Consider the following 11832-nt stretch of genomic DNA (forward strand, 5'->3'; position numbering starts at 1 on the left):
TTATAATAAATACATTTTAAGATACAAATATGGACTTATTAGAGCAAATCGTTGCACGTGCTAAAGCCGACAAGCAGCGTATCGTGCTCCCCGAGGCAGAAGAGGAGCGTACCTTAAGAGCAGCTGACAGAGTGTTGGCTGACGACATCGCCAATCTGATCCTCATTGGAAACCCAGCCAACATACGTAAGCTTGCCACAGAGTGGGGGCTTAAGAACATTGACAAGGCTACCATTGTCGACCCAGAAAACAACCCAAAGAGTGAAGAGTATGCCGCTAAATTGGCCGAACTACGCCAAAAGAAGGGTATGACATTAGAGCAGGCTCGTGAGCTGGTAACCAAGAACAATCTTTACCTCGGCTGTATGATTATTAAGACGGATGGTGCTGATGGACAGATTTCTGGTGCCCTCTCTACAACAGGAGATACCCTTCGTCCTGCCTTACAGATTATTAAATGTGCACCAGGGATTAGCTGTGTGAGTGGTGCTATGCTCATTCTTACACACGAGGAACAGTATGGTGAGAACGGAATTGTCGTTATGGGCGACGTTGCTGTTACTCCTAACCCAACAGCCGACCAGTTGGCTCAGATCGCATATACCACCGCTGAGACCGCAAAGAGCGTTGCTGGCTTCCAGAACCCATACGTTGCTATGTTGAGCTTCTCTACTAAAGGCTCTGCACAAGACGCTAAGGACCGCGAGACAGGTAAGAGTGTTTATATCATCGATAAGGTCGTTGAGGCTACAAAGATTGCCAAAGAGAAGTTCCCAGAACTGAAGGTTGATGGCGAGCTGCAGGCAGATGCCGCATTAGTCCCAGCCGTTGCTGCAAAGAAGGCACCAGGTTCTGACATTGCTGGTAAGGCTAACGTGCTCGTTGTTCCTAACCTTGAGGTGGGCAACATCGGCTATAAACTGATTGAGCGCCTCGGTGGTGCGAAGGCTATTGGCCCTATCCTCCAAGGTATAGCACGTCCTGTAAACGACCTCTCACGTGGCTGCTGCGTCGATGACATCTATTATATGGTAGCTATCACAGCGTGTCAAGCACAGGACGCAAAGAGGTAAACTGAAATCAAAAGTGCTGATCTAATAGTTATTACTTCGTCTGTTGCACTATTAGAAACCAGCAAGACTCAAAATCAATATTACTAACAACATCATTCAATAATCACAATTACGTATATGAAGATATTAGTTTTAAACTGCGGAAGTAGTTCTATTAAATACAAACTGTACGATATGGCAGACGAGTCTGTACTGGCTCAGGGTATCGTTGAACGCATTGGTCTTGATGAGGCATTCATCAAAGTGAAACTTGACAACGGTGAGAAGAAGCAGATTATGGCTGACCTTCCTACCCACAAGGAGGGTGTTGCACTCGTATTCAAGGTGCTCCTCGACCCAGAGATGGGTGCTTTGAAGAGCTTGGACGAGATAGACGCTGTTGGTCATCGTGTCGTACAAGGTGGCGATCTATTTGAGAAGAGCTGCATCGTAACCAAGGAAGTGGAGGAAGGTATCGAGAGTCTTATCGACCTTGCACCTGTTCATAACGCAGGACACTTGCGTGGTTTGCGTGCTGTTGACGCTTTAATGCCCCACACACCACAGGTAGTAGTATTCGACAATGCGTTCCACAGCACCATGCCTGATTACGCTTACCTCTATGCAGTGCCTTACGAGTTCTACAAGAAGTACCATGTTCGCCGCTACGGCTTCCATGGAACGAGCCATCGTTACGTGTCACACCGTGTCTGTGAGATGCTTGGTGTTGACATTAAGACACAGAAGATTATCACTTGTCACATCGGTAATGGTGCTTCAATGGCTGCTATCAAGAACGGTAAGGTCATCGACACCTCTATGGGACTTACCCCATTGGCAGGTTTGATGATGGGTTCACGCTCTGGCGACATCGACCCTTCTGCCGTTACATACCTAATGGAGAAACTCGGAAAGAAGCCACAGGAGATGGCAGACTTCCTTAATAAGGAGTCTGGTGTACTTGGTATTACAGGCATCAGCTCGGACATGCGCGACATTGAGAACGCTGACAACGCTGGCGACAAGATGGCTCATCTGGCATTACAGATGTACACCTATCGTATTAAGAAGTACATCGGTGCTTACGCAGCAGCAATGAATGGTGTGGACATCATCGTTTGGACAGCTGGTGTGGGTGAGAATCAGACTGGTCTTCGTTGGGATGCTTGCAAGGACATGGAGTATCTTGGCATTAAACTCGACAAGGAACGCAACATGTGCCGAGGTGAGGAAAAGGTACTCTCTACCGACGACTCAAAGGTAAAGGTTGTCCTTGTTCCAACAGACGAAGAGATTGTTATTGCACGCGACACACAGGACTTGGTCAGAGACTTGAAGAAGTAAACATCGTAACTTAGACGTATTAGGCGGTTATAGACATCCCATAGGGAGCTATAACCGCCTATATTTGTATAAAGACATTGTCGAATAACGATAAAGACACATACAAACGCGAAAGGTAGTTGTCTCACGACAACTACCTTTCTTTTGACTAAACTTAATCTACAAACCTGAGTTTTATTTTTATATTATGAATGTCTTAAATCAAATCAAAGGCTGAACACCAGTCTTCTTCTCTATCGGTAATGGTTTAATGTCCATCCCTCTTAAAGACAATGCAAAGTTACGCTTTTGTTTGATAACCTCCAAATTCTTTTGCGAAAATTTATATTTTATACTCAAAATGGGTCCATTTGTCTTTACAAATAGGAAATTTTTACGTTTGTTAAGGCTTACTTTCACCCTCTACATACTCCTCTAAGAACATGTGTTCACCATCGAAGACGGCGTAAGTAAACTGCCATATCCAATCGCCAAGGATGAGCATACGCACTTTTCGCGACAGCGTGAGATCCAGTTCGATGTGGCGATGACCATAGATAAAGTAGTCTATATCCTTATGAGTAGCCATATACTTCTTCGTATATTGCACCAGATACTCCTTGTCTTCGCCCAAGTAGGGTATTTCCTTCCCATCGACACGTTTCAATCTACTCTTCTTTGCCCAGTTAAGGCCCAACTGCATTCCCCACCAAGGGTGGAAGAAGTTAAGCAGTCGTTGACAGAAACGATTATGAAACACCTCCCGAAGAAAGCGAAACATTGGGTCTGGATCACCCAAGCCATCGCCATGTGCCAGATAGAACACCTTATCATAGATTTCCGTTGTCACTGGTTTGCGATGAAGGATGACACCACACTCCTCCTCTAAATAGCCGTAGGTCCATAGGTCATGATTACCTGTAAAGAAATGGACCTCCACTCCCATGTCCGTCAACTCAGACACTTTCCCAAGGAAGCGAGTAAATCCTTTGGGGACAACATACTTATACTCATTCCAAAAGTCGAACATATCTCCAAGGAGATAGACCGCGGCAGCCTTATGCTTAATGCTATCCAAGAAGCGTACAAGGCGGCGTTCGTGTGTTCGACGGTGGTCAATGGCAAGTGAGCCAAGGTGGGCATCAGAAAGGAAATAGATATTTTTCATATCATTGGGAGGGTGAATGGGTGATGAAAGGTGGGTGATTTCGGAGGGAGTTCTGAGGTAGTACCTCAGAAGCGGGGACCCAGCTGGGGACGAGGGGACACCTCTGGCCTAACGAAGAAGGAGCGAGGATGCTTAGTCGAAGCCTAATTCAACACGTGCCTCTTCTGACATCATGCTCTGATCCCAGACCGGTTCAAACACAAGATTAATGTTTGCAGTCTTAACACCCTCAACACTCTCCACCTTTGTGCGCACATCTTCAAATATAAAGTCAGCTGCTGGGCAGGATGGAGAAGTAAAGGTCATATCCATGTCAAGGTTACCCTCATCATCAAGATCAATCTTATAGATCATACCAAGGTCATAGATATTCACAGGTATCTCTGGGTCGTAAACGGTCTTCAACACATCAACGATACTCTCTTCTATCTTTGTTTTCTCTTCTATTGTCATATCTTTTAATATCCTTTTAAGGTGAATTACTCTTTGTGATGATAGTACACACGAGCGCAATAAAAGCTTGCTTTGACATTGCCGAGTGCCGCCTATCTTCTGCAAAGATAGTGCAAACGAGTGCAATGAAAGCTTGCTTTGACATTGCTGAGTGCCGCCTATCTTCTGCAAAGATAGTGCAAACGAGCGCAATGAAAGCTTGCTTTGACATTGCCGAGTGCCGCCTATCTTCTGCAAAGATAGTAATTAAAAACAATAAACACAATAAATCCACATGGAAAGGTTCAGTCTTAAAGGCTGAAAATATCGTATTCCACGAATTATTTTCATGAAAAGAAATATTTATTGTCATGAAGAAAAATATTTTTTATCGTGAAAATAAATATTTCCGTTCATGAACATAAACCCAAGCTAAGCGATGAGTCGTATTAAGACAGGTCTAAACAAGACATTAATATGCCATGCCAACGAGGACAAAAGGGGGTGTAGATATTCCGCAAAGAGGGCAAGAAAAATCAACTAAGAGGGTCATTTCAGGTTAAACAAAGTTACGATTACATTCCTCTCCACGAAAAACAATTACGAAAAAGGGTATATAAGAAAACTTTTATGTAAGTTTGCAAAAAACAAATAGATAGCTATGCGTAGACAAGTCGTACTTTTCCTCTTGCTATTACTACTCCCCTTGGCCTCACTTCAGGCCCAGGAGGTGCTGGTATGCGATGGCGTCTCACATTTCCCAATACGTGATGTTTTAGTCATTGCAGACGGTAAGAATATCGGACTAACCACATGGAAAGGCCTCATCACCCTACCCGATACCTTCCAAACAGCCAGCTTCAAAAAGAAAGGATACGCACCAGAGAAACTGTTACGCAATGAGGTTTTACGCGACACGGTGTTTCTCTATCCCGCAGAACATTACTTAGATGAAGTCATAGTGACAGGCAAACAGATTGTTGACGGACGTGAACTCTTAAAGAGAATGCCGAAACGTGACATCTTAGAGAAGAGACCACCCAGTGGACTTGGTGGCTTCGATTTAGGTCTTATACTTGACAAACGATACCGTAGAGACCGTAGGCATGTTAAGACTTTACGTGAGATTTTTAAGAAAATGGACGGTTTAGAGGATAAGGAAGACCCTATCCTCAAGGCCTATCGACAGACACAACAGGAATTAAAAGCCGACTCTATTCAGAAAAAAAACGAAGAGAAAGAGCCGAAGAGATAGCTTTCAATGCAAATAAAGGTTAAATACAAGATTAATAAAGCAATCTTTTTGTATAGTTTACTTGACTTTTAGAAAGGTAAATGTTACTTTTGTAGCGTGATAGAAATCTTTTCTTATTAATCAAAAAAGCTACTTTATGAAAGCAGACTACCTTTTACCCCACATCTTTAGGAAGATTGGTTGGATTATTTTCACCCCCTGTTGTGTCATGCTCTTGGTTTCCTGGTTAGGTATCAACGACTGGTTTAATGATGACAGACTGAGTTTTATTACCTTACACATTGGGAACCTTAATTTCTTTGCGCCTGAACAAGAGGGTCGTTCTTTCTTTTATTTTGCACAGGAAGACATGTTCTCTGAACTTGTCTACTGTTTGACCTTTCTCTCTCTATATATGATAGCATTTTCAAAGAATATAGTTGAGGATGAATATGTTGAACATCTCCGCATGCGTTCATTATTATGGGCATTGAAAGTAAATACGATTTTCTTTATTATCTTCACTTGGTTCTGCTTTGGTATGGTTTATATAACTTTATTAATGCTCTCAATGTTCAGCATATTCCTGCTGTTTCACTTCCGTTTTCTGTACGAACTACATAAAAGAAGAATAGGTAATGAAGAATAATATAAGAGTAGAACGAGCTATAAAACGCATGACTCAAGCGCAATTAGCAGAACTTATTGGAGTGTCCCGACAAACAATTGTCGCCATCGAAAGCGAGAAGTATGTTCCCTCAACAGTTCTCAGTCTGAAGATTGCACGTGTTTTCAATAAACGTGTAGATGATATTTTCGAACTTGAAGAGGGCGATTAAGGATTTATGTTTACCCCCCTATAAGCTCCCTCCTATTGGTAATCATGATTCTAACAGTCACTTTTCATTTTTGGAATAAACCATAAAAAAGCCCGATAGACAAGGTGACAACATATCACACCTGCCTCATCGGGCTCAAAATATACTCAAGTTATGGAAAAGTTCTATTCGTTATATCAAACCACGGATACGGTCGTCAAAGGCTGAAAGGGCAGCCTTCGCACCTTCTCCCATAGCGATTGTAATCTGTTTGTAAGGCACCGTTGTAACGTCACCAGCAGCATATACGCCCCTTAGACTGGTTCGATTGGTTGCGTCAATGACAATCTCATTGCGAGGACTAACCTCCACCTCGTCTCTGAAAGCATCACTGTTTGGCGATAGACCAATCTGAACAAAGACACCATCCAAGGCTATATTACGCTCCTCATCATTGGTACGATCCTTCACGGTAATGCCCGTTAGCTTCTTACCATCGCCCAAGAGAGCTGTTGTCTGAGTAGAGAGAAACACATCAACATTGGTCAAGCTGGCCACTTTCTGCTGTAGTACCTCATCAGCACGCATAGAGTCAGCAAACTCAAGGACGGTCACATGGCGGCAAATACCAGCCAAATCAATGGCTGCTTCGATACCAGAATTACCGCCACCGATGACTGCTACGTCCTTACCCTTATAGAAAGGACCATCGCAATGAGGGCAGAAATGCTCGCCATGACCAATATATTTATCCTCATCAGGCAGCCCAAGTCGACGCCAACTTGCACCTGTTGCAATCACAACAGCTGGTGCGGTAAAGGTTTCACCACCCCTTACAGAGACAGTCTTAACAGCCTCCTTTAGGTTAGTTGCCACCACCTTACGATTGTCGAATACATCTATTGAATATTCATTGATATGTGTGCGGAGGTCAGCAGCAAGTTGTGTACCAGTCGTCTTAGCAACAGAAATAAGATTCTCGATACCCGTCGTGTCGTTTACCTGTCCTCCGATGCGCTCAGCAACGATAGCTACACGCAAGCCTTTGCGGGCAGAATAGATAGCAGACGACGCTCCAGCAGGACCACCACCAAGTACGATAACATCATAATCACGTACGGTTTGCACGGAGTTAGCGTCATGGTCGGTGCCAACCTTGTCTTCTAACTCTTGGAGAAGGACGCCGAGGTCGCCACGACCAGTGTGTAATGGTTCACCATTGATGTACACTGACGGTACACCCTGTATGTTCAAACGTTGTATCTCATCCTGGTATAGCCCCCCATCAACCATCTCATTGCTGATATTAGGGTTGATAAGTGCCATTACGTTGAGTGCCTGAACAACGTCAGGGCAGTTGGTACAGGTGAGAGAAACGTAGGTTTGAAGGCGTATTTCACCCTTCAGTGCCTTGATACGAGCCGTTATCGCCTCATCAGGAAGGTTCTTACCCTGTCCGTCAGCATTAAGTACAGCGAGGAGCAAGGAGGTAAACTCATGTCCGTTAGGTATGCCTCGGAAGCTGATACCCGTCTCCTCACCATTACGAAGAATACTGAATGAGAACTGTTCTCCTTCTTGGTAAACAGCCTTAACCTTGTCGGAAGTAGAAGCGATGTCCTCTATGAAGGAAGAGAACTCAGCCGAGTTCTCGTCATTACTATTGCGTGTAACGCTAAGCGTTATATCAGATGAGAGCGAAGCAAAGACACCCTTCACCTGTTCAAGTATGTTTGAATCTAACATGGGGCTTGTAAATTTCTCTATACATTATAAAGAATGGAGAGATAAAGTACGGTGACCTATCTCTCCATTATAACTACTATGACAGTCTTATGTCTGTTATTACAGATAATAAGTCTTAGAGCTTACCTACGAGGTCGATGCTTGGCTTCAAGGTCTCACCGCCCTGCTTCCACTTAGCTGGGCAAACCTCACCATCGTGAGAAGCAACGAAGAGAGCAGCCTCAACCTTACGTACCAACTCATCAGCATTACGACCAATGCTGTTGTCTTGTATTTCTGCAATCTTAACAAGGCCTTCTGGGTTTACAAGGAATGTACCACGATAAGCGACGCCCTCGTCCTCTTTATAAACACCGAAGCCACGGCTCAATACGCCAGTTGGGTCAGCAAGCATAGTGTACTTAATCTTCTTGATTGTATCAGAGGCATCGTGCCATGCTTTATGTACGAAGTGAGTATCAGTACTAACTGAGAACACCTCTACACCAAGGCCCTTAAGCTGCTCATACTTATCAGCCAAATCCTCCAACTCCGTAGGACATACGAAGGTAAAGTCAGCTGGATAGAAGAAGAAGAGTGCCCATTTGCCCTCGATATCCTTGCTTGAAACGGTCTTAAACTGTCCGTCCTGAAATGCCTGAACGGTAAACTCTGGTGCGTGTGCATTGATAATTGGTTCCATATCTAACTTAATTCTATTTATGTGATTATACTTTTTTGTTTCGCAGTGCAAAGTTAGTATTTGTAATCATTACAGCCAATAGATAAAATCTATGTGCTGATAAATAAAATCTATCAAGCCCCACTACACTACTGATTATCAATAGGTTACACTCTGGTAAAAGCCGAATTAAAAGATTGATAGTCGCTGTTTTTTGTGTTGGGTGGTAGTTGGTGGATGGTAGGTGATGGGTGGTAAGTGTTTATGAATACTGATGAATAGGTGTTAAGTGATGGGTGATTATAAATACTGAGGAATGGGTGGTGAGGGATAAGGAATACTGGGGATGGGTGGAGAGGAATACTGATACGGAGCTTATATGGGGAGAAAACGATACTTATTAATGATGATGGAGGGGTGAAAGTAGTCACTATAAAGGATGAAAAAGACGAGTATAAAGAATAAAAACACGATGAAGACACGGTTATTCGACTTTTTTTATCTATTTTTGTCATAGTCTATATATTGTATTAAAAGCATGACACTACAACAATTAGAATATGTAATGGCAGTCTATCGACTGAAACATTTCGCAAAGGCAGCCGATGATTGCAATGTTACACAGCCTACCCTTAGTTCGATGATACAGAAGTTAGAGGACGAATTAGGGGTTAAAATCTTTGATCGTAAGCGTCAACCAATACAACCAACACAAGCGGGAATGAAGGTGATAGAGGAGGCGTGGAAGGTTCTTAACCGTGCAAAGAAACTCAGACAGACTATCGACGAGGAGCGACAGACCCTTACAGGCACCTTTGAAGTGGCTGTGCTTCCAACGATAGCACCTTATCTTATCCCCCGTTTCTTCCCCCAGTTGATGAATGAACACCCCGAGATGGATGTGAGAATCACGGAGATGAAGACCGAAGACATGCGCAAAGCACTTCGAAGGGGTACTATCGACGCTGGTATATTAGCACGGGTTGACGGCTTGGAAGAGATGAACTGTACGTCACTCTACCGTGAACAGTTCTTTGCATACGTAGCTGAAGACGACCCACTGTACGTTAAAGAGTTCATTCGTCCAGCCGACTTGTCTGGTGAATACCTATGGTTACTCGACGAAGGACATTGTTTTCGCGACCAACTTGTGAAGTTCTGCCAGCTAAAGTCGGCCGCATTAAGTAAGAAGAGCTATAACTTAGGAAGCATAGAGACCTTTATGCGCATTGTAGAGAACGGTAAGGGAGTCACCTTCATACCGCAACTTGCACTCTCACAGCTCACCAAGGAGCAACACCGACTCGTACGTCCTTTTGCGCACCCAGTGCCCTCTCGCGAGATTATCCTTATGACTTCGCCTAATTTCATACGTCATACACTACTCCGAATGCTCGTTGACAGAATAAAAGAGTCACTCCCTGATGACATTCAAGACTAATGTTTTAGCAGCTTCACCTAAGTGATAATGCACGCAGAAAACGATAAGCCCCAGTTATATCTACCATAGCTGGGGCTTTGTCTATCCCTCAAAAAGCACAGTAAAAATAAGTGATAACCTCCATAAATATTTGTGACATATTATTATTTTCACTATCTTTGCAATCATTAGAAAGTACATCATACAAGCAACAAAACAAAGTCTATCTATATGAATCCTAATCAAAGACAAAACAATCAACAGCGTTTAAGTTCTAACCTCTCTAATTTCTTTAACATGAATAATTCTAAGAAACTATTAATCCCAGTAGCCCTTATTGCCACATCCTGTGCGCTTAGCCTCGTATTCTTCACTTTCGTAAACCCTTCATACGACCAAGAAGCAGCATTGAAGATGAAGCCTATCTTCTTTGGTAGCACACGTGTATCTGACGAACCAGTCAATTCTATCACACTCGTAGCGCCTACGACGTCGGCTGTCTACTTCAATATCCTACCGCAGAAGATGCAGTTTCAGTTTGACGACCTACTCTCAAACGATAATACCCCACTTGATGTCAATATGTATATGATTATTCAAGTGAAGAAGGGACAGACCCCCGACTTACTAAGAAACTATGGTGAGAATTGGTTTGAGAACTTTATTGAACCCTATTTCCGCAATAAGGTACGTGAGTATGTGTCATCTTGTTCGCCATTCGACTTGATGAGTAATCGCGAAGTACTCGCTAAGTTCGACGACCGCATTAAGCAGTCTATGCGACAGTATGTAGCTTCCTTGTCACGAAAAGCCAATTTCCCTGTTGACATCCAACAGGTGATTACCGACCGTGTGATGCCTAACAAGGAGCAATTAGAGGAGATGAACAAGACTGCTGCAAGTATTCAAGCCAAGCAAACACAGGAGAAACGAGCTGAGATGGAGCTAGCACGTGCTAAGGCTGAGCGTAATAAAGCGGTGGCCGACAAGGCTTACATGACCGAACTAAACCTCTCTCCAGCACAGTTCATACAGTTACGTGCATGGGATGTCATCGAGAAGAAGAATGGAGCTAACATTGACGTTCTCTTCGGAGGAGGTGAGACACCGATGTGGAACATCCGCCGATAGGCTACGTCTTCACCGATTGTAAATAAAATAAGAACGCTTAGACCTATGACAAAAGGTGAGGTCTATCTTGTGGTTCTTTCCAACCTACTTTTTATATTGGTAATAATCTTCTTTGTTGGACGGCTTGTACTCAACCCTCCAAAGAGCCTTATAAATAGCTTTATTATAGTTGATGGTTACCTGTATCCCCGTTTTCAACAGGGCCATATCGCACTGATTAAGCCTCCTCAACCTATCTGTATAAAAGATATTGTTAGGATAAAGCTTAATCAGAGCATATATTTCAATGGTGCCTTTTCTGTTGTCGTGGATATAAAGGATGGGAGACGTGTCACGCTCTTCATCGGTGGAATCTCTCCAAGTCGAGAACTTCAACGACTTCGAGAAGAACTATTAGCAAGTGAGTTTGACGGAGAAATCTATTGAAATCACGCTCATGAATATTGGGTGATGGGTGTTGAGTGATGGGTGTTAATGGTTTGCTTCGTGGGTGATGGGTGTTGGCTGTTAGGTGATGATGGTTTGCTTCGTGGCTGATAGGTGTTGACTGTTAGGTGTTAATGGTTTGCTCCGTGGGTGATGGCTGTTGAGTGATGGGTGTTAATGGTTTGCTTTGTGGGTGATGGGTGTTGACTGTTAGGTGATGATGAAATGTTCGCCTAAGAGAAGATATTCTGCTTGGGTGATAGGTGTTGGGGGTTGTATATTGATAGATGAAGAAGTGCGCATCTGAGGGAACTTTTTAATAAATAAGATTACAGCAATCTTTATCCTGTTAGGGGCTCCCCTCCTTCGGAGGGGCTGAGGGAGGTCCATCCCTATTTAGGTCATAAAGAGGGGTTCTCCC

Annotated in this window: 13 protein-coding genes; 9 read left to right on the forward strand and 4 right to left on the reverse strand. The window is 43.5% G+C overall.

Features of this window, described 5'->3' with window-relative positions:
• Positions 1–29: 29 nt before the first annotated feature.
• Together pta and CHB62_RS01400 are read left to right on the forward strand one after the other, a co-directional pair.
• Positions 30–1073 carry a phosphate acetyltransferase gene (gene pta / locus CHB62_RS01395; protein ID WP_009012551.1) on the forward strand — a complete coding sequence of 348 codons (1044 nt, stop codon included), beginning with the start codon at positions 30–32 and terminating at the stop codon, positions 1071–1073.
• 117 nt (positions 1074–1190) lie between these two features.
• Positions 1191–2396, forward strand: a complete 1206-nt coding sequence (locus CHB62_RS01400; protein WP_089365388.1) for an acetate kinase — start codon at positions 1191–1193, stop codon at positions 2394–2396.
• Between the two features lie 382 nt (positions 2397–2778).
• On the opposite strand, the gene CHB62_RS01405 is transcribed toward CHB62_RS01400, so the two are convergent.
• A complete protein-coding gene (locus tag CHB62_RS01405; RefSeq protein ID WP_009012553.1) occupies positions 2779–3543 on the reverse strand; it encodes a UDP-2,3-diacylglucosamine diphosphatase in 765 nt (254 codons plus the stop codon).
• A gap of 132 nt (positions 3544–3675) precedes the next feature.
• Complete coding sequence (locus CHB62_RS01410; RefSeq protein WP_009012554.1) at positions 3676–3996, reverse strand: metal-sulfur cluster assembly factor; 321 nt, start codon at positions 3994–3996, stop codon at positions 3676–3678.
• Between the two features lie 38 nt (positions 3997–4034).
• On the opposite strand from CHB62_RS01410, the gene CHB62_RS14785 reads away from it, so the two are divergent.
• The 4 genes from CHB62_RS14785 (at position 4035) to CHB62_RS01430 (ending at position 6048) form a co-directional block, all read left to right on the forward strand.
• A complete protein-coding gene (locus CHB62_RS14785) occupies positions 4035–4328 on the forward strand; it encodes a hypothetical protein (RefSeq protein ID WP_089365389.1) in 294 nt (97 codons plus the stop codon).
• Between the two features lie 308 nt (positions 4329–4636).
• The gene (locus CHB62_RS01420) at positions 4637–5230 is read left to right on the forward strand and encodes a hypothetical protein (RefSeq protein ID WP_089365390.1); all 594 of its coding nucleotides are present in this window, start codon (positions 4637–4639) and stop codon (positions 5228–5230) included.
• 136 nt (positions 5231–5366) lie between these two features.
• Positions 5367–5858, forward strand: coding sequence for a hypothetical protein (locus CHB62_RS01425; protein WP_089365391.1), 492 nt, complete (start codon positions 5367–5369; stop codon positions 5856–5858).
• Positions 5848–6048 carry a helix-turn-helix transcriptional regulator gene (locus CHB62_RS01430; RefSeq protein ID WP_089365392.1) on the forward strand — a complete coding sequence of 67 codons (201 nt, stop codon included), beginning with the start codon at positions 5848–5850 and terminating at the stop codon, positions 6046–6048. The genes CHB62_RS01425 and CHB62_RS01430 overlap by 11 nt, the downstream gene beginning before the upstream one ends.
• 171 nt (positions 6049–6219) lie before the next feature.
• Here the strand turns inward: CHB62_RS01430 and ahpF are convergent, their stop codons facing one another.
• Together ahpF and ahpC are read right to left on the reverse strand one after the other, a co-directional pair.
• The gene (gene ahpF / locus CHB62_RS01435; protein WP_089365393.1) at positions 6220–7773 is read right to left on the reverse strand and encodes an alkyl hydroperoxide reductase subunit F; all 1554 of its coding nucleotides are present in this window, start codon (positions 7771–7773) and stop codon (positions 6220–6222) included.
• A gap of 115 nt (positions 7774–7888) precedes the next feature.
• On the reverse strand, positions 7889–8455 hold the full coding sequence (gene ahpC, locus CHB62_RS01440) for an alkyl hydroperoxide reductase subunit C (RefSeq protein ID WP_089365394.1): 567 nt from the start codon (positions 8453–8455) through the stop codon (positions 7889–7891).
• A 517-nt stretch (positions 8456–8972) separates the two neighbouring features.
• Between ahpC and CHB62_RS01445 the strand changes: the two genes are divergently transcribed.
• The 3 genes from CHB62_RS01445 to CHB62_RS01455 all read left to right on the forward strand — a co-directional run bounded on the left by CHB62_RS01445 (position 8973) and on the right by CHB62_RS01455 (position 11411).
• Positions 8973–9875 (forward strand): hydrogen peroxide-inducible genes activator, encoded by a 903-nt coding sequence (locus CHB62_RS01445; protein ID WP_042856322.1) that lies wholly within the window; start codon positions 8973–8975, stop codon positions 9873–9875.
• A 210-nt stretch (positions 9876–10085) separates the two neighbouring features.
• The gene (locus CHB62_RS01450) at positions 10086–10985 is read left to right on the forward strand and encodes an SPFH domain-containing protein (protein ID WP_089365395.1); all 900 of its coding nucleotides are present in this window, start codon (positions 10086–10088) and stop codon (positions 10983–10985) included.
• Positions 10986–11030: 45 nt separating this feature from the next.
• The gene (locus CHB62_RS01455) at positions 11031–11411 is read left to right on the forward strand and encodes a hypothetical protein (protein WP_089365396.1); all 381 of its coding nucleotides are present in this window, start codon (positions 11031–11033) and stop codon (positions 11409–11411) included.
• Positions 11412–11832 lie beyond the last annotated feature (421 nt).

The sequence above is a fragment of the Prevotella jejuni genome (assembly GCF_900187995.1).
In the GTDB taxonomy this organism is placed as follows: Bacteria; Bacteroidota; Bacteroidia; order Bacteroidales; family Bacteroidaceae; genus Prevotella; species Prevotella jejuni.

Excerpts from the sequence above, each read along its gene's own strand:
- pta (WP_009012551.1), top strand. The coding sequence starts at position 30 with ATGGACTTATTAGAGCAAATCGTTGCACGTGCTAAAGCCGACAAGCAG.
- CHB62_RS01400 (WP_089365388.1), top strand. The coding sequence starts at position 1,191 with ATGAAGATATTAGTTTTAAACTGCGGAAGTAGTTCTATTAAATACAAA.
- CHB62_RS01405 (WP_009012553.1), bottom strand. The coding sequence starts at position 3,543 with ATGAAAAATATCTATTTCCTTTCTGATGCCCACCTTGGCTCACTTGCC.
- CHB62_RS01410 (WP_009012554.1), bottom strand. The coding sequence starts at position 3,996 with ATGACAATAGAAGAGAAAACAAAGATAGAAGAGAGTATCGTTGATGTG.
- CHB62_RS14785 (WP_089365389.1), top strand. The coding sequence starts at position 4,035 with ATGATAGTACACACGAGCGCAATAAAAGCTTGCTTTGACATTGCCGAG.
- CHB62_RS01420 (WP_089365390.1), top strand. The coding sequence starts at position 4,637 with ATGCGTAGACAAGTCGTACTTTTCCTCTTGCTATTACTACTCCCCTTG.
- CHB62_RS01425 (WP_089365391.1), top strand. The coding sequence starts at position 5,367 with ATGAAAGCAGACTACCTTTTACCCCACATCTTTAGGAAGATTGGTTGG.
- CHB62_RS01430 (WP_089365392.1), top strand. The coding sequence starts at position 5,848 with ATGAAGAATAATATAAGAGTAGAACGAGCTATAAAACGCATGACTCAA.
- ahpF (WP_089365393.1), bottom strand. The coding sequence starts at position 7,773 with ATGTTAGATTCAAACATACTTGAACAGGTGAAGGGTGTCTTTGCTTCG.
- ahpC (WP_089365394.1), bottom strand. The coding sequence starts at position 8,455 with ATGGAACCAATTATCAATGCACACGCACCAGAGTTTACCGTTCAGGCA.
- CHB62_RS01445 (WP_042856322.1), top strand. The coding sequence starts at position 8,973 with ATGACACTACAACAATTAGAATATGTAATGGCAGTCTATCGACTGAAA.
- CHB62_RS01450 (WP_089365395.1), top strand. The coding sequence starts at position 10,086 with ATGAATCCTAATCAAAGACAAAACAATCAACAGCGTTTAAGTTCTAAC.
- CHB62_RS01455 (WP_089365396.1), top strand. The coding sequence starts at position 11,031 with ATGACAAAAGGTGAGGTCTATCTTGTGGTTCTTTCCAACCTACTTTTT.